We start from the raw sequence: 17,212 nt of genomic DNA, 5'->3' as shown, positions 1-17,212 counted from the left end.
TATCCCATGAGTGGAATCATATTGGAAATGAAGGGAATTACCAAAACCTTTCCTGGCGTAAAGGCATTGGAAAATGTAAATCTCAAGATCAAGGAAGGGGAAATTCATTCCCTGTGCGGTGAGAACGGGGCGGGCAAATCGACGCTGATGAAGGTACTGAGCGGTGTATACCCGCATGGAACCTACGAAGGGGATATTATTTTCCAGGGAAAAACGTGCGAGTTCAAGGATACCAAGCAGAGCGAGGAATTGGGCATCGTCATTATCCACCAGGAGCTGGCGCTGATCCCGTATCTTTCGATAGCGGAAAATATTTATCTGGGCAACGAACGCGCCAAAAGCGGCGTGATTAACTGGAAAGAGACCTTTGTCGGTACACGCGAGCTGTTGTCCAAGGTTGGGCTGAGCGAAAATCCCAACACATTGGTAACGAATATCGGGGTCGGGAAGCAGCAGCTGGTCGAAATTGCGAAAGCGCTTTCCAAAAAGGTAAAGCTGCTCATTCTTGATGAACCCACAGCGGCGTTGAATGAGGATGATAGTGAAAACTTGCTCCAGTTGATGCTGGAATTTAAAAGACAGGGCATTTCCTGTATTCTCATCTCCCACAAGCTGAATGAGGTCGCCAAGGTATCTGATTCCATCACGATTTTACGGGACGGAAAAACGATTGAGACATTGGATATGAAAAAGGATGAGGTCACGGAGGACCGGATTATTAGCGGGATGGTTGGACGTGATCTGACCAGCCGTTATCCGGAGCGTCATGCAGAGATCGGCAATGTTATTTTGGAAGTGAAGGATTGGACGGTATATCACGAGCATCATGCGGACCGCAAGGTGCTGGATCAGGTGAATTTGAATATCCGGCGGGGTGAAATTGTCGGTATTGCCGGATTGATGGGGGCAGGGCGTACCGAACTGGCCATGAGTATGTTTGGCAAATCGTACGGTCGCAACATTTCGGGTCAATTGATCAAGGACGGCAAGCCGATCCAGAATAACACGGTCACGGACGCGATTAACAACGGATTTGCTTATGTGACAGAGGATCGCAAGGAATATGGCCTGATTCTGATGGATGATATCAAGCGCAATATTTCATTGACGGGCCTGAAGAAGCTGACGAAGGGTGTTGTCGTTAATGAGCAGGAGGAAGTCGTCGTTGCCGAGGATATGAAAAAAAGCATGAACATCAAGGCGCCTACCATTTTGCAGAAGACGGGCAATCTGAGCGGCGGCAATCAGCAGAAGGTGGTGCTGAGCAAATGGATTTTTGCCGGGCCGGATATTCTGATTCTGGATGAGCCGACACGCGGCATTGATGTGGGTGCCAAATATGAAATTTACACGATTATTCACCGGCTTGCCGCTGAAGGCAAGGGAGTGCTGGTTATTTCATCCGAGCTGCCGGAGGTACTGGGCTTGTGTGACCGGATTTACGTCATGAATGCAGGGCGAATCACCGGAGAGGTTAGCCGTGAGGACGCATCGCAGGAAACGTTGATGAGATATATGACCAAGTCAGGAGGCGTGAAGCATGGAAACCATAACTAAATTATTTAAAAATAACATTCGCCAGTATGGCATGATGATTGCGCTGGTCGTTATTATGATCCTGTTCGAGGTGCTGACGGGCGGGCTGCTGTTGAAGCCGATTAATATTACGAATCTGATTTTGCAAAACAGCTACATTCTCGTACTGGCTATCGGAATGGTGCTGGTTATCATCACAGGGCATATTGATTTGTCTGTCGGCTCCATTGCTGCTTTTGTCGGCGCAGTGGCCGCGATTATGATGGTCGATTGGCAGCTTCCGGCGTGGATCGCCGTGATTGCAGCTCTAGCGGTCGGGGCACTGATTGGCGCGTGGCAAGGGTTCTGGGTCGCTTATGTGCGGATTCCGGCGTTCATCGTTACATTGGCGGGAATGCTGCTCTTCCGCGGATTGACGATGATTGTACTGGAAGGCCAATCCATTTCTCCTTTTCCGGGGGGCTTCCAAAAAATCAGTTCAGGCTTCTTGCCGGATCTCGCATCCTCCGGCTACAACCTGGTATCCATCATCGTCGGCATCGCGCTTACGGTTTGGTTTATCTTCAATGAGCTTCGCGAGCGTCGTTCTCAGCTTAAATACGGTTTTGGAGTTTCGTCACAGCCCCTGTTTGTACTCAAGCTGATTGTGGTGGCTGCGATCATCAATCTGTTCACCTTTATGCTCGCAAGCTATGCGGGCATCCCGAACATTCTCGTATTGCTGTTCATTCTGATTGTTGTCTACTCCTTTGTAATGAACCGCACAGTTATGGGGCGCCATGTGTATGCGCTGGGCGGAAATGAAAAGGCGGCGGGCCTGTCTGGTGTCAAAACGAAAAAAGTAACGTTTTGGGTATTTGTGAACATGGGCGTGCTGGCTGCCATTTCCGGTTTGATCTTCGAGGCACGTCTGAACGCGGCTACGCCAAGAGCAGGTACGAACTTCGAGCTGGATGCCATCGCAGCCTGCTTCATCGGCGGAGCCTCGGCAACCGGTGGGATCGGGACTGTATTTGGAGCGATTATCGGTGGCCTGGTGATGGGCGTACTGAATAACGGCATGTCCCTGATCGGTCTGGGCATTGACTGGCAGCAAGGGATCAAAGGTCTGGTGCTGCTGCTGGCGGTTGCCTTCGATATTTACAACAAAAACAAAAGATCGGCTTAATCTCATCTTCAAGTGATCGCGTATAACCAACAAGGAACCTCCAGTCCCACTTCTAAGGTGGATACTGGGGGTTCCTTATGTTTAAGCGTTGGACAGTTATTGTATCTGTCTAAGTGGTTACCATTTGCCCGCCATTGACATGCAGCGTTTGGCCTGTAATAAAGGAGCCGTCATCCGAAGCCAGCAGCACATAGGCTGGGGCCAACTCATAAGGCTGCCCGGCACGCTTCATCGGTGTATTGGTGCCGAAGATGCGGATCGCTTCCGGTGATTGTGTGGCGGCATTCAACGGAGTCCAGATAGGACCGGGAGCAATGGCGTTCACGCGAATGCATTGATCGACCAGATTATTAGCCAGAGCGCGGGTAAAACTCACAATCGCACCTTTGGTGGATGCATAGTCGATCAAATTCTTTTGCCCGACATATGCTGTAACCGAAGCCGTATTAACAATGCTGGCTCCAGCCCGCATATACGGCAGTGCTGCTGATGTCATATAAAAGAAGGAAATAATATTCGTATCAAACGTATCACGAAGCTGTTGCTCGCTGATATCCAGATAGGATTCGCGTACAAACTGAACCCCCATGTTATTAATAAGGATGTCGATACGTCCGAAGGCTTCCATTGTTTTTTGGACCACCAGACAGCAATTGCTTTTTTGCCTCAAATCGCCCGGAATTAACAAACAGCGTCTGCCGAGCTTGTGAATCACATCGCGGGTTTCCATCGCATCCCGATGTTCATCGAGATAGGCAATGACCAGGTCGGCTCCTTCTTTGGCAAAAGCCACCGCCACCGCACGGCCAATACCGCTATCGCCGCCGCTAATAATTGCAACCCGATCCTGAAGCTTTCCAGTGCCGATATATTTTGGATTATCAAAAATAGGGCGTGGAACCATCAGATATTCCAGCCCAGGCTGTCTGTACTGATGCTGGGGAGGAAAAGCAATCGGAACTTCTTTACATTGGGTTTCTGTACCGTAATTAGGATACTGCCAATTCATTGTTAATCTCCTTCTTTAGGCGTTTTGAAATCCAATATATTCAAAATGGGCGCAAACGGTGACTCAGGGAAGCCCCCCTTGTATGCAGGTATTCTTCACTAACTGCAAGTCGTGTTCAAACCGCAAACTGCAAATTATGCCGAAATCGTCGCTCCATCTGCCGGAATATGGACACGATCTTCCAAACCTTCACGGTTGATATGTTCCGCAAGCTCGGAGCGAGTCAGCAGACAATGATTGATGGCTTCCATGTGAACAGCCACGACTTGTGTATAAGGAGCATGCTGCGCTACCTTTATTACATCCTGGGCAGTCATAATAATGGGATCACCCGCCGTAAACCGGGCTCCTCCAGCATTCACAATCGTCCAGTCAGGACGGTATTCGTCGAGTGTTTCCGCGACTTCACTGCACCAGATGGTATCCCCGGCCAAATAGACGACAGGTTCATCTGGACCTTGAAACACAAAGCCTGATACGGGTCCCATCTGTTCCCCGATTTCTCCGGTACCATGATGTCCGGTTGTGCGGATAATCTCGATTTCTCCCATAGACCCAACCACCCAAATCGGATTAACCTGTGTAAAACCGTCAGCAGCAATCTGTTCTTCATTGCCGGGCTGACAGAAGACAGGAATATGCTTGTCCAGCCATTGCACTGCTGCCGGGTCCCAATGATCCAGGTGCAAATGCGTAACGATAACAGCATCTGGCTGTCCAAGCGTTTCCCATTGTGGCGGCAAGGGAACCAGCGGATTGCGACGGTCATTCGCCGTATTCGGAACAGGCGGATTTATGCCAGGTTCGCTCAGCATCGGGTCGATCAGAAATTTTACTCCACCATATTCCAGCCAAAGGGTTGCATTGCGAATCAGTGTGATTTTCATATATTGATAGCTCCTTTTGTATAATTGAAAGAATTTTTTAGCCGGATATATTCGACAGTTCGTTGTTTCTGTTACAATCATATCTGACGCAAAAGATTCAGGCTATGGTCTAATGAAAGGAAAACAAGAATTCTCGTTTCATGATGAAAGGAAAATGGCTATGGAACTATTGGTGCCCGATGAGATCGATCTGCGTATTCTTCATCATCTGATTGAGGACAGCTCTTTGTCGCACAAGGAGATTGGTCTGCTCGTTCATCTTACAGGTCAAGCGGTAGGAGCGCGTGTTCGAAAGATGGAGGATGCAGGCATCATCGAAGGCTATACGCTACGCTGGAACCCTGAAAAAATTGGGCAGACCATTCATGCCTTTATTACGGTATTTTTGAATTCGGGAACCGTTCATAGTGCTTTCCTGGATTTCGCACGGAAGCATCCCTATATTGTTGAAATTCATCGGGTCAGTGGGGAGGGCTGCTACTGGATGCGCTTGCGCTTGTCATCACAGTCAGAGCTCAATGCCATGCTGGATGAATTGACGCAGTACGGCAATTACAGACTAAGCTTTTCGTTAGGAGAAATCGAATGATAAAAGCTTCCGTTGCCAGCACCGGGAGCTTTTGGTTTGGAGAGGACGCATAGTGGTTAGTAATGCAGGCTCATTTTTAAAATATGCTGCAATCCGTAAGGTCCCATCCTGGTGTCACCCTTATCTTGAAAGCCGCATGTGAGATAGAGATTTTGAGCAGGCAGGTTGCGCGCATTGACACCCAGTACGATTTCGCGAACATTTGGGAAATGTTTGGAGATATATTGGGGCAGTTGAAGCAACCCGTGTTTAGCGTATCCTTGTCCTTGATCTGCATAATGAATAGAGAAGGCACGGAGCAGCAGAGCCTCGGAAGCATTCGCATAGTCCGCTAGATCTTCTCCATCGTATAAAATGAAAAATCCAACTGCTCTTCCGTTAGCGGTAATGACGACAGGATAACGGTGCGGGTCCTGCTTGGCCAGTGCCAGCATTTCATCCGGCATTCCTGTAAACTGCCGCTGATCCTCAGGCAGATAAAACGTATGCAAAATGGCATCATGCTTACAATGGTAAGGTGCAAGCTCTACAACAGTGGCAGAAACCGCCTGTGAGCTGCATTTGGATTTATTCATCGATAAGCTCCAATCTATGCGTGTTTTTAACATACTATAAGGTACGGCGGCCGGGATGGCCGCCACACGCTGGCCTCTTACACCTCAGCCCCATTTTCTTCGGCCCAACGGTTCAAGGTTTTATCTGTAGGAAGCAGAAAGGTCAACATGCCGAGCAGCGGCAAGAAGCCGCACAGGAACATGATGTTCGTGATGCCTACTTTGTCAATCCACTTGCCGAGTACCAGCGCTCCTACTCCGCCAAGACCAAAAGCGAGACCCGTGATCAGACCGGACACCGTTCCGATTTTGCCGGGGACGAGCATTTGCGCGTATACAACGGTAATCGAGAAGCTCGACAGCATAATAAACCCGATAATCGGCAGCAGGATCGCAGTCCAGAATTGGTTAGCATAAGGCAGCAACAGTGCAAGAGGCGCGGCCAATACCATGGACAGGAAAATCATATTCCGTTTACCAAAAAGGTCCGACAGCGGTCCGCCAAAGAAAGTACCCACTGCCCCAGCTCCGAGGAACAGGAAGATGTACAGCTGTGCATCAGCCAGTGACATTTTAAACACTTCCATCAGGTAGAACGAATAGTAGCTTCCGATCGAGGTTGAATACCATGAACGGACAAATACCAGTATAATAAGCACAATCATCGCAAACATAATGCGTTTGCGTGCTTCGGGTTTTATGCGGCGCGCGGCCGTTTTTTTACGAATAATGCCTTCTATACGCAGCATGTTACCGTACCAGCGGGCGATGAACGACTGCACCACAATTCCGGCTGCAGCAACGCCTGTGAACCAGATCGCGCCGAATTGCCCCAGCGGGATAAAAATCCAGCTCGTAAGCATCGGTGCCAGCGATTGCCCTGCATTGCCGCCGACCTGGAAGATGGATTGGGCCAGTCCGCGGCGGGTTCCGGCCGCCATATGCGATACCCGCGAGCCTTCCGGGTGAAAAGCCGCTGAGCCAAGGCCGACGAAGATAACCGCCAGCAGCACCGCTTTATAGTCTGGGGCATAAGCCAGCAGCAGCATGCCTGTGAGCGTAAAGCCCATACCGATGGGCAGGATAGCAGGCGTAGGTCTTTTGTCCGAAAACAAGCCAATGACCGGCTGCATGATCGAAGCAGTAAAATTAATGGCGAATGAAACCCAGCCGATCTGCGTGTAGTTCAGGTTCATAGATTCCTTCAAGATCGGAAAGATCGCAGGAATGACCGATTGAATCGAGTCATTGAATAGATGAACGAAACTGATGGCAATCAGAATCGCAAAAACGGTGCCTTTCGCTTGCGGTCCCTGCAGCGGGAGCGATTGGCCCGTTTCTTTTTTTGCTGCAGATTTAGTAGTCATAGCAACCTCCGGTGATGTATGTACATTTTAAGATATAGGAAGCGATCCGTTTGCAGCAAATGGCTGAAAGTGGAATAAAGCCTATCTTTACTCGGTGCTGCTAGCCCATTCGGCTGCATACTCGTCATTGCTTGATTTAATGGCAAGCGGGGGCATTTTGATATTATTTTATATCATATTGTTTAATTTGCGCGTCAGAATCTAAACATGTAATACAAAAAATCAAACCTACAATTTTACGCGTATATAGACTACGGGTCGTGCTTGATAGAGTACTCGCAAAACGACGAAGGGGCTGCCTTTAAGCCATTTTATGACTTTTAGGACACCCCCTTGGTATTTATGCTATGTCAGAAGAGATATGAGCTTAACGGTTATCCACCGTCTCCGGGTACATATCATGATTTATCATGCGATGTTCGGCCATTTGCTCATATTTGGTCCCCGGTTTGCCGTAGTTTGTGTATGGGTCTATGGAGATGCCGCCGCGCGGCGTAAACTTGCCCCACACTTCGATATAACGCGGGTCCATCAGCTTGATCAGGTCATTCATGATGATGTTGACGCAGTCCTCATGGAAATCGCCATGGTTGCGGAAGCTGAACAGGTACAGCTTGAGAGATTTACTTTCTACCATTTTAATATCAGGAATGTAGCTGATGTAGATCGTAGCAAAATCAGGCTGTCCTGTAATCGGGCACAGGCTGGTAAACTCCGGACAATTGAATTTTACAAAATAATCGCGGTACGGGTGTTTATTATCGAAGCTTTCGAGAATGGCAGGATCATAGGCAAAGGTGTATTGTGTGCCTTTATTGCCAAGCAGGGTAACGTCGGTCATTTCTTCGGGTTTTCTTCCGGTCATGTTAGGTGAGGCTCCTTAAGTTTGGTTAATTTGGTAAAAGAGGCAGGGAGTTATGGTGGTAGAGGTTCGGTTAGGTGATGCTCCGCGTAGGATTTGAGCCTCCGATCGCCGTCAACACCATAAAGTCCCTGCTCTTTTTACATGATGGTGAGTAAAAGTGAATAGTGCTCGCTCCTGTATAAAGGGAGCGAGTTCTTGTTGACCAACCCCGTCCTCTCGGACGAGGGTTTCTCTTGTTTTGTAACCTGGATAGTGAAGGAGTGCTTCGACGAATTACAAGCATCTTGTGTATCACATACAGCCTCTACGGAATATATTGCATATAAATGTTATACGCCGCGTTTGTTGCCCCATACCAGGGTGTGGAGCTGCGGAAGTACTCTAACGTTGTTCAGCCGGGAATCATCCATGACACGGTCGATAAGCCATTCATAACGATGCAAAAGAGACTCTGCGATCTGTCCGGTGTTCTCGGTGTTCACATCTGGATTGCCGGTCTGGAGGAACAGCGGTACATGTGGGTAGCGCTCGTGAATGGTGCGCGCATATGCGAGATCGGTATCATCGAATATGACGATCTTCAAGCTGCAAGCTCCTGAGTAGAACATTACAGATTCATTAGCGGGTTCCTTCGCACACATTGCGGTTGGGACGTTGGACGCTGACGAGGACTCTCCAACCGTCTTCCAATCAGCAGTCTTCCGATTCGTCAGACGGGCAACGATATCATCCAGCACATCCCAGTTGGTCGCCATGCCTGAACTGGGCGGCTTGGGGGATAAGGTCACCTCGTCGATATCGTACAGCCAATTCTGCCAGCGGGAGCCTTGGGTTTCGACGGCGGTAGCAATGCCTTGGCTACGCAGCAGGGTGATCAGCTCCCCAAGCTGTGGCAGCAGGGCAGGATTGCCTCCGGAAAGGGTCACATGCGCAAAGCGCTCGCCGCCGATGGCCTTCAGCTCCTGCCAGATGTCTGTGGCACTCAGGCGGCGGATTTGATCCTTGGCGCTGCCGTCCCAAGTAAAGGCAGAATCACACCACGAGCAATGGTAATCACAGCCTGCGGTACGAACAAACATCGTTTTGCGCCCAATGACCATGCCTTCGCCCTGAACGGTGGGACCAAACACCTCCAGTACGGGGATGGGAGCCGTTTTGGTCCTGCGTGACGACGTGGCTGTATGGTGAGCAGTCACGGTATTATTCATCCTGCATCCACTCCCGTCGGAATTCGGCGTAGCTGGTAGGTGTCTCGAACAGCCGCACAAATTCGGTGCGTCCACCTTCCACACGGGAACGGTATGCATCCGAGGTTAGGGCGGACTCCATTTGCTCAAAGATCCAGACGACCATATTTTCCGCAGTTGTGTTCATTGGCGGCAGTGTCTCATTCAGATAGCGGTGATCCAAATAAGGCTCAATCCGCTCTTTCCAGATCGTTTTAATATCGCCAAAATCCATCGTCAGACCAGTCTCGTCCGGTATGCCGCTTATGCCAAAAACGACAATATAGGTATGTCCGTGCAGGTTTTTGCACTTGCCTTCATAGCAGTGCAAATGATGTGCTGCATCAAACGTAAATTGCTTGCTGACCAATACGCGCTTGCGGTGATAGCGCAGCTGGGAGCGTTCAATGTCTGTCCCGAACTGCTGGAGCTTGTCGACAATGCGAAAGGTACCTGGCTCACGCATGGCCTTCCGCTCCTTGAGACGAGGCTTCGCGAACCGCGAGATATTGCTCCAGTCCAGCGCGGCGAAGCTGGCAGGCAGGACATTCGCCACAGCCATCGCCAATAACGCCGTTATAGCACGTTAATGTACGGGCTCTGACAAATTCAAAGGCTCCCAGCTCATCGGCCATTTTCCAGGTTTCAGCCTTATTTAGCCACATGAGCGGAGTATGAATAACAAAGGGATAGTCCATCGAAAGATTGAGTGTGACGTTCAGCGATTTGACAAAAGAATCCCGGCAGTCGGGATAACCGCTGAAATCGGTCTCGCAAACGCCAGTAATGATGTGGCGTGCTCCTTTTTGCTTGGCGAGAACTGCCGCGAAGCTCAGGAACAGCAGGTTGCGGCCGTCTACAAATGTACTCGGCAATTCGCCTTCCTGTTGCGTAATATCAATGTCAGTACGTGTGAGGGCATTAGGAGCTAGCTGATTGAGCAGGCTCATATCGAGCACCGTTTGCGGAACACCCAGCTCGCGGGCAATTCCGGCGGCTACTTCGATTTCCTGCTTGTGGCGTTGACCGTAATCAAACGTCACCGTTTCTACTTCGGCAAAATGTTGGTTCGCCCAATATAAACAGGTGGTGCTGTCTTGACCGCCGCTGAATACGACGATCGCTTTTTCGTTGGTAAACATAAAAAAACCTCTCAATCTTCTTGGAATGGTGGCAGACACAGCGCCCTTGTCACTTGGAAGAAAGAGAGTTCTTGAACCAGCTTCAACAAAAAACAGGCCTTGCCCCGTGAGTCGTTGTACATGCGGAGGACAAAGCATCGTTAGTTTTTTATAGAGGGAGTTCGCGAACCTCTCCCATGCATGACGCATGGATTTTCTTCATTATAATGTCGGCCGCAGGGGACCAACTGTTTTACTGATAGCATTGCCATTATAGCATGGCAGAGCTATTTGATAAACACTCCGCCAAAGGGAATAACTTCCCTTAAAAATCGTTTGATTACGCCATCGTCGTTCATATCCTGTTGGAGGCGTCGATGGTGTTCGCCGGCGTGAAACAGCACGCTACCCTGTCCGGTCATTTTAAAATGATAATTCATATGCTGGCTGGCCAGATGGTTACCGTACACGGTCAACTCCAGCTTGGCGTTTTCAGGGTAAGCAATCACGCTACTCGCGTCGATATATATTGGCTCTGCCGGATGAAGCTGTTCCTGGCATACCCATCCCTGAGTCAATAGACCAATTTGACCTACACCGTCAAATTTCATTTTAATGACGTCGCGGGTGAACAGCATGTTTTTCATGCTCAGCAGCCTGGTACGCATATGGATGCCTGAGCTGTACCAGAACAGATTGCGAAAATCGTACAACAGATCGTCGCCTCCTTGAAGCTCAACCATTTTCAGGCTAAAGCCGGGTGGAAGGGCGGCAATCAGACGGCAAGCCCCGGTGAAATCGGCCTGAATCAGTTTGTGCTTGCGATACATGCCTTTTATATTCATCAGCTTATCACTGCGGCCTGAGCTGGGGCCACGGTAAGCGATAATTTGCTGCGGATGCAGAACATGCAGCTTTTCCCCTTCTGCCAGGTTAATCGCTACAACCGAACCGACGCTTTCATCATGGTGTTGGCCTGCTTGTATGTCCATTCAGACGTTTCATCCTTTCAGACAATTAGTATCTTCCCGAACGTCGGCGCATCCCGTAACGCAGCAGGCGGGTACCTACAAAATAACCAGCCAGCAGGATGACAGCCGTGATTACAAGCACCTTATTTCGGTGTGAGGTCTGATCGCGCTGGGTTTGAAGATTTTTTAGCTCCGTAACCGTGTCAGTCAGCCTACGGTTTTGCTCCAGCAGCCCGGCATTTTGTTCTTGATAGGCTTCTATGCTGCTGCGGGGCTTTTGCAGCTCATCCTGAGTTTGTCGATAACTTTCCTTGAGCTGATATACATCGCTGGGCAATCGGGAAAATTGTTCAAAGCCTTGATATACATCGTCCCAATAGGAAGCATATGCTCCGGGCACACGAGCTCCCCCAAAAATAAACAGAAGCGCAATAACAGCGCAGACAACACGGCTGTAGAAAGCAAGGCGATAAGTATGGTGTGCCAAGAGATGTTCCCTCCTTTTAATACACTAAGATGTTGGATGGTTGCACATCACTACTCATGGTTACGTACATGATCATAATTAGGATGCAGATTTTAGAAAAAAGGGTCAATAGTTGCGGAAAAATGCGTCTTAAAAAGTCGATATATATTATAAGTGTACCTTAAATAGGGGTATATCAAGGAAGCATTCGTATGTCGGGATATTTTCCGCCGAATGTTCCAAAAGCTTTTCATATTTGATCAGTGTAAAATACGAATCTCATAAGGAAGAGAGAAATAGAAGGAGACTTGAAAGATGAACGAGAGAGAGCAGGATTATAAGATTTTAAGAATCACGGTCAATGGAAAACCATTATCGAAAGAACTCATATTGGATAGTACTACTTTTGCGCCAAAGACCGATAATTGCACAAAAACGAATGTCCCTTTAACAAAATCTGCAATTTCGTAATTTATAATACGAGAGCAGACTATATGGTAGCCTGGCATAAGCCGGGCTATTTTTGTGCATTGATGCAATTCAAATGGGTTAAAATGTTATTTGGCAATTCAGTCCCCATCTTATAAAGATTACCATGTATAATTTTCACAAACAAACGTATGTTCCCTGACAATATAGTGTCAGATAACACTGTTAATTTAGAGTTACATGTTCTTTTAGGGGGAAATTACCAGTGGTAAAGTCTATGGTTAATGTAACATACACGTGGGACAAAGAGTCTATATCTGCTAATGGGTCCGACCAAGCAAATCTACTGATAGAATGGGGCTATGGAGCTATTCGTAAAAGAAAAGGGAATCAAATACCCAAAACAGCGGGGTGTGACCTTCAACTTCAGTTCATCCCGGAAAATGGGGTAAGTCTGCTAAAAGTCGAAGGGGTGAGACTCGGCTTCAAACGCTCGGAAGACGGAGAGCGCATGCTGGTTCACTGTGGAGATGTGCGGCGGGGAAAATATAAACAGGCTATCTTGACGTTCTCTATACCCGCTCACCCGTCCGGAAGACATCCCGTTGGATTGATAGAGTGGAGCTGGCGCAAGCCATCCCAGGAAAGGCGAAAGCTGATCCGGACGGATCAGCTTTACATCAATTATACGCATCATCTTGGACTGCTGAGCGTTCCACCCCATACGGTGGTGGAAAAATACATAAAGCTGAATGAGACGCCTCTGATTGTAAAAAAGGCATTGCGTATGTACGAGAAAGGTGAGCATGAGCGAGGCTCGCTTATACTTAACAGACAAGCAGATGAATTGCTTATACGTGCAGCAAGAACAGAAGACATGAATTACCTGGAGGAAGCTGAGTTACTGCTAACTCTGCGTAATAAATGGAGTAGGACTTTTGGGTCATTTATGATTCATAGTCAAAAGGTCCTTTTTGATTCATTGATGTCAGAGGACGATGTATAAGTTTAATGAAATTAATAGTATGAATGGGCAATTTTGTTAGTTTATTTATGTAACATAGTGAGTCTAATTTACTATCTTTTTGTAAAGGAGAGACTTCCTTGACTGATCGGTTGATACGTTTAATGCGGATAATTACTATTGTTCAGGCAAATCCGGGGATTTTGGCAAGAGAGCTTGCCGAACGTTGTGAAACATCAGAACGTACCATCTACCGAGATATGGAGGCGCTAAGTGCTATGCATATTCCGATTACGAATATGGGACATGGCAAAGGGTACATTTTTATTGGTAATTTTGCTTTGTATCCTCTGAACTGGACGGAAGAAGAGGCACAGGCATTTGCCAAGTTGGGGGATATTATGGAAACGGTAAAGCCTCTTTTGCCGCCGGCTTTTGAAAGTGCCTATGAGAAGGTGATGGCCTCAAGTCAGAAAAAAAAGATAGACCAGACGAGCTTCGCGCAGGAGATGAAAAATATCATCCGGCTCGGCTCGACACTTGATCGGGAAAACCAGCCCTATCTGCTCAGGCTGATTGTTTTGGCAAGTCTTATGCAGCAGACTATTGAAGCGGAATACAGCTCGCCTCAAAACGAAGATGTCTCACTGGTTCAGGTAGATCCTTATTGCTTGGTGCCGCAAGATCGGCGGTTTTATATGCTTGGTTTTTGTCACAAGCAATCTGCCATGAGAACCTTTCGGATCAGCCGCTTCCGCAATATGAGAATTTTACCGTATACCTTTCAAAAAAATACAACAGAGATGGAAACGTTTTTTAAAGGAACCTGGTCGGTTGCCAAAGGAAATCAAAATATTCGATTCAAGGTGCGGTTTTCTGCCGAATCTGTATATCGTGTCAAAGAGGAGGAATTATTCGTCAAGCCTTCTCTCAAGGATTTGCCGGATGGAAGTTTGTTGTTTGAGGTGACGGTCAATCATGACCGTGAATTTCTGGATTGGCTCACCACGTATGGAGCAGAGGCTGAAATTCTGGAGCCTTTGCGGTACCGCCAGCGAATGCAGGAAATACTGCGGAAGTGGGGAGCATTTTATTTCGATAAAAAGGCAGGGAATCAAGAATAAAAGGAGGAGATCCCCCCGAACGGGCCGGGGAGCTATCCGCTTAACGGTCCTTAAACAGGTTGGCAAGATTGCCAAATGGACTGTATTGCTCTTGGTTTTCCTCCGGCGAGGAGTATACGAGCTTCGAGCCCAGGCTTTCCTCATCGTCCGCAGCGTTATTTGCCAATGTAATACGATCAAAAAGGTACATAAATACCTGTGCGGTGTTCAGGGCATCGTCCAGTGCACGATGCTGTTGGCCGTCAAAGTCAATGTTGCACAATTCCAGCGCCTGAGACAGGCTCAACTGACGGTATTTGCCGCCTGAGCCAAGTAAACGGGAGATTTGTTTCTGTATATCATTCGTATTATGAATCCATCCAAGATCTACATGGTGGGTACGACAGTGGGACACCAGCTTTTGCCGATCATCCGGCCCCCATGCACACAAATAATAAGGTGAATCCGTAACGAGCCAGGCAATAAATTGCTTCACCGCTTCAGGGAAGAGTGGGGCAGCATCAATGTCTCGCTGGGTAATGCCTGTGAATTGAACGGTATCTGTAGACAGTACAGGTCGATTGGAGGGTCTTACAAAACTGTGAAACGTATCTGCAACGTATAGACCATCGTCTCCCTGAACGACCTTGACAGCACCGATATCTATGATTTCGGAGGAATATCTGGCGTTACGGCTAACGGTAAATTCAAGATCATAAATAATGTACTGCATTTCTGGACTCCTTCCACACACCTAACTAATCCCGATGCTTACCGGGACGATGTCTCTGCCCGAATGGCTCTCCTCCATCATACCTCTCGGTCCACAACTTGTCAGCGGTTAAAAGGTTTGCTTTATAAAAAATATGCGATGTCCAAGTGAGCTTGGACGATCGCATGCTTCAAATCTTCTGACATCCTATTGATTTAGGCCGGGAGGTTCAGCTTTTGCCCCGGATAAATGCGGTGAGGATTTTTTAACTTGTTCAGCTTTTGCAGCTGTTGCCAGGTGATGCCGTGTTTGCGGGAAATGTCATATAACGTATCCCCGGATTTTACAACATACACATGGCTATTGGCAGCTTGTGCTGGAGCTGATGCCTGCTGTGGCTTGGCCGCTTGTGTTTTTGCCGGTGCCGGTTTCGCCGGGAACGGTTTGGCAGCCGGAGTAGAGACGGCTTGCGGCTTTTCCTGCACAGGGGCAGGAACTGGTGTCGGTGCAGGTGTTGCCGTTGGCGCAGATGATACAGGCTGTGTGGCCGGGACAGAGGCATTCCCGTCTGCCTTGGCCTCTTGAATGCGACCGTCTGCTTGTACTTTCAGGCTGGCGGAACCCACATTTTGCATATAGCGGATTAATGCCTCGTCGAGCGATCCGAACATACCTGCCTGCGGATATTTGGCGAACATGGTATATTGGTCGCCGCCTACAGCAGTAAAGTCATTGGTAGCCAGTGTGTACGTCGCCTCGGGATCAAGCGCTTTTCCGCCAATCAGAACGGAATGAACGCGACTTCCTTTGGCTGCGGATGTATCTATTTTAAACGAGATGCCTGATACCTGCGGAAAACCTCCGCTTGGCTCCGGATAGGAGGCTGTGCCGTTCTCAAGCGCTGCCTGAATGTCAGAGCCTTTCACTTTCAGGGTAACGATCTGATTCCCGAAAGGCAGCACGGTGATGATGTCTCCCTTGGTTACCGTTCCCGCCTTGATGGAAGCACGGATGCCGCCGCCGTTCGTTAAAGCTGCGTCTGCTCCCGTAACATCACGCATCGCATCGGTGAGCAGGTCTCCGAGATTCGTTTCGCTTGCACGCACCTTTTCGCGGGCTCCTTCCAGATCCACACTCGTTTGAATTACAACCTCTTTAAGAATAGACTCCTGGTCTTTTTGGATGGAGGCGATCAATGCAGCAATGTCAGCGTTGGGCTTAACGCCCGCTGCCTGGGTCGAATCAATCAGCTTGGCTTGCTTTTGGATCACCTTGCCGCCGTCGACCCATAAATCCACAACACCCAGATACTTGGTGTATTCACCTGCGCTGGCGATCAATGTGCCATTGTCAGCGGCCAGACCCTTTTCGAGTACGGTATGGCTGTGTCCATCGATGAAAATATCAATGCCGGGCACTTCCTTGACGACCTTGAGGCTGGTGCCCTTGCTGGATGCATCCTGTCCCAGATGACCGAGTACGACGACGACATCTACTTTGCTGCGGATTTCGTCTACAGCCGCTTTGGCTTCAGCCGCAGGATCGGTAAATTGAATTCCCTCCACATTTTTGGGATTGGTCTTATATGCTGTTTCAGGCGTAGTCAGGCCGATAATGCCGATTTTGACGCCATCTACTTCTTTAATAACATAGGGCTCGAACAAACGTTTTCCGTCCGTTTGCTTTATGTTGGCACTCAGTACGGGGAATTGAATCCCCTTGCTCAGCTCAACCAGATGCTTCCATCCATAATTGAACTCATGGTTGCCCGGAACCATTGCATCATAGTGCAGCTTGTTGATTACTTTGACAATACTCTCACCGTTGACCAAAGTAGCAAAAGTCGTTCCATGAACAGTATCCCCATCATCCAGCAGCAATGTATTGGGATTGGAAGCGCGGTACTGGTCAATGATGCCTGCCAGCTTGGCAAAGCCCATTTCCTTGTCGCTTGCGACCACATGGGCATGGGTATCATTTGTATGTAGGATGGTGATGTGCTTACCGCTGACAGAAGCCGTAGCCGTTCCCGCATTGGTTGCCGGGTCCGCTGCTGCTGTACCGAGACATCCGAACAGAAGTGCGGCGGTCGTCAAGAGCGACGAGATTTTTTTCCATGAATTCATATTGTTCCTTCAACCTCCCATAAAAATGAATGAATTAGAGAAACCGTTTACGTCCACATTTTATCAGAAGATTGTAAGAATAACTCCTGTTTTAGATCAGAACCTCAAATTTTTTTTGA

At 48.5% G+C, this 17,212-nt stretch carries 17 protein-coding genes and 1 riboswitch; of the genes, 5 read left to right on the top strand and 12 right to left on the bottom strand.

Annotated features, from left to right (window positions below):
• Window positions 1-6 precede the first annotated feature (6 nt).
• Window positions 7-1,557: a multiple monosaccharide ABC transporter ATP-binding protein gene (gene mmsA, locus JO375_RS23115; RefSeq protein ID WP_229526658.1), complete on the top strand. Its 1,551-nt coding sequence runs from the start codon at window positions 7-9 to the stop codon at window positions 1,555-1,557.
• Window positions 1,541-2,704 carry a multiple monosaccharide ABC transporter permease gene (gene mmsB / locus JO375_RS23110; protein ID WP_229526657.1) on the top strand — a complete coding sequence of 388 codons (1,164 nt, stop codon included), beginning with the start codon at window positions 1,541-1,543 and terminating at the stop codon, window positions 2,702-2,704. The genes mmsA and mmsB overlap by 17 nt, the downstream gene beginning before the upstream one ends.
• Before the next feature lie 109 nt (window positions 2,705-2,813).
• Here mmsB and JO375_RS23105 read toward each other — a convergent pair whose 3' ends face one another.
• Together JO375_RS23105 and JO375_RS23100 are read right to left on the bottom strand one after the other, a co-directional pair.
• Window positions 2,814-3,713 (bottom strand): SDR family oxidoreductase, encoded by a 900-nt coding sequence (locus JO375_RS23105; protein WP_229526656.1) that lies wholly within the window; start codon window positions 3,711-3,713, stop codon window positions 2,814-2,816.
• Between the two features lie 134 nt (window positions 3,714-3,847).
• Window positions 3,848-4,600: an MBL fold metallo-hydrolase gene (locus JO375_RS23100; RefSeq protein ID WP_229526655.1), complete on the bottom strand. Its 753-nt coding sequence runs from the start codon at window positions 4,598-4,600 to the stop codon at window positions 3,848-3,850.
• Between the two features lie 160 nt (window positions 4,601-4,760).
• Between JO375_RS23100 and JO375_RS23095 the strand changes: the two genes are divergently transcribed.
• Complete coding sequence (locus JO375_RS23095) at window positions 4,761-5,189, top strand: Lrp/AsnC family transcriptional regulator (RefSeq protein ID WP_229526911.1); 429 nt, start codon at window positions 4,761-4,763, stop codon at window positions 5,187-5,189.
• 56 nt (window positions 5,190-5,245) lie between these two features.
• On the opposite strand, the gene JO375_RS23090 is transcribed toward JO375_RS23095, so the two are convergent.
• The 8 genes from JO375_RS23090 to JO375_RS23055 all read right to left on the bottom strand — a co-directional run bounded on the left by JO375_RS23090 (window position 5,246) and on the right by JO375_RS23055 (window position 11,780).
• Window positions 5,246-5,764, bottom strand: a complete 519-nt coding sequence (locus JO375_RS23090; RefSeq protein WP_229526654.1) for a GNAT family N-acetyltransferase — start codon at window positions 5,762-5,764, stop codon at window positions 5,246-5,248.
• 77 nt (window positions 5,765-5,841) lie between these two features.
• Complete coding sequence (locus JO375_RS23085; RefSeq protein ID WP_229526653.1) at window positions 5,842-7,110, bottom strand: MFS transporter; 1,269 nt, start codon at window positions 7,108-7,110, stop codon at window positions 5,842-5,844.
• Window positions 7,111-7,477: 367 nt separating this feature from the next.
• On the bottom strand, window positions 7,478-7,975 hold the full coding sequence (queF, locus tag JO375_RS23080; RefSeq protein WP_229526652.1) for a preQ(1) synthase: 498 nt from the start codon (window positions 7,973-7,975) through the stop codon (window positions 7,478-7,480).
• A gap of 329 nt (window positions 7,976-8,304) precedes the next feature.
• Window positions 8,305-9,183 carry a 7-carboxy-7-deazaguanine synthase QueE gene (queE, locus tag JO375_RS23075; RefSeq protein WP_229526651.1) on the bottom strand — a complete coding sequence of 293 codons (879 nt, stop codon included), beginning with the start codon at window positions 9,181-9,183 and terminating at the stop codon, window positions 8,305-8,307.
• On the bottom strand, window positions 9,176-9,667 hold the full coding sequence (queD, locus tag JO375_RS23070; RefSeq protein ID WP_229526650.1) for a 6-carboxytetrahydropterin synthase QueD: 492 nt from the start codon (window positions 9,665-9,667) through the stop codon (window positions 9,176-9,178). Before queD ends, queE begins: the two co-directional genes overlap by 8 nt.
• The gene (gene queC / locus JO375_RS23065) at window positions 9,660-10,343 is read right to left on the bottom strand and encodes a 7-cyano-7-deazaguanine synthase QueC (protein WP_229526910.1); all 684 of its coding nucleotides are present in this window, start codon (window positions 10,341-10,343) and stop codon (window positions 9,660-9,662) included. Before queC ends, queD begins: the two co-directional genes overlap by 8 nt.
• A gap of 134 nt (window positions 10,344-10,477) precedes the next feature.
• Window positions 10,478-10,521, bottom strand: a riboswitch (PreQ1 riboswitch).
• 88 nt (window positions 10,522-10,609) lie between these two features.
• Complete coding sequence (locus JO375_RS23060) at window positions 10,610-11,314, bottom strand: AIM24 family protein (protein ID WP_229526649.1); 705 nt, start codon at window positions 11,312-11,314, stop codon at window positions 10,610-10,612.
• A 25-nt stretch (window positions 11,315-11,339) separates the two neighbouring features.
• Window positions 11,340-11,780: a hypothetical protein gene (locus JO375_RS23055; RefSeq protein ID WP_229526648.1), complete on the bottom strand. Its 441-nt coding sequence runs from the start codon at window positions 11,778-11,780 to the stop codon at window positions 11,340-11,342.
• 673 nt (window positions 11,781-12,453) lie between these two features.
• Here JO375_RS23055 and JO375_RS23050 point away from each other — a divergent pair.
• Together JO375_RS23050 and JO375_RS23045 are read left to right on the top strand one after the other, a co-directional pair.
• Window positions 12,454-13,194, top strand: a complete 741-nt coding sequence (locus tag JO375_RS23050; protein ID WP_229526647.1) for a hypothetical protein — start codon at window positions 12,454-12,456, stop codon at window positions 13,192-13,194.
• Between the two features lie 98 nt (window positions 13,195-13,292).
• Window positions 13,293-14,276, top strand: a complete 984-nt coding sequence (locus JO375_RS23045; protein ID WP_229526646.1) for a helix-turn-helix transcriptional regulator — start codon at window positions 13,293-13,295, stop codon at window positions 14,274-14,276.
• Window positions 14,277-14,316: 40 nt separating this feature from the next.
• On the opposite strand, the gene JO375_RS23040 is transcribed toward JO375_RS23045, so the two are convergent.
• Window positions 14,317-14,988 (bottom strand): 3'-5' exonuclease, encoded by a 672-nt coding sequence (locus JO375_RS23040; RefSeq protein WP_229526645.1) that lies wholly within the window; start codon window positions 14,986-14,988, stop codon window positions 14,317-14,319.
• Between the two features lie 194 nt (window positions 14,989-15,182).
• Window positions 15,183-17,093, bottom strand: coding sequence for a 5'-nucleotidase C-terminal domain-containing protein (locus tag JO375_RS23035; protein ID WP_229526644.1), 1,911 nt, complete (start codon window positions 17,091-17,093; stop codon window positions 15,183-15,185).
• Between the last annotated feature and the right edge of the window lie 119 nt (window positions 17,094-17,212).

Origin of the sequence: Paenibacillus farraposensis (genome assembly GCF_020736845.1) — a bacterium.
Lineage (GTDB): Bacteria > Bacillota > Bacilli > Paenibacillales > Paenibacillaceae > Paenibacillus > Paenibacillus farraposensis.
The sequence above is the reverse complement of the archived record's forward strand: the minus strand, read 5'-3'. Positions and strand labels throughout refer to the sequence as shown.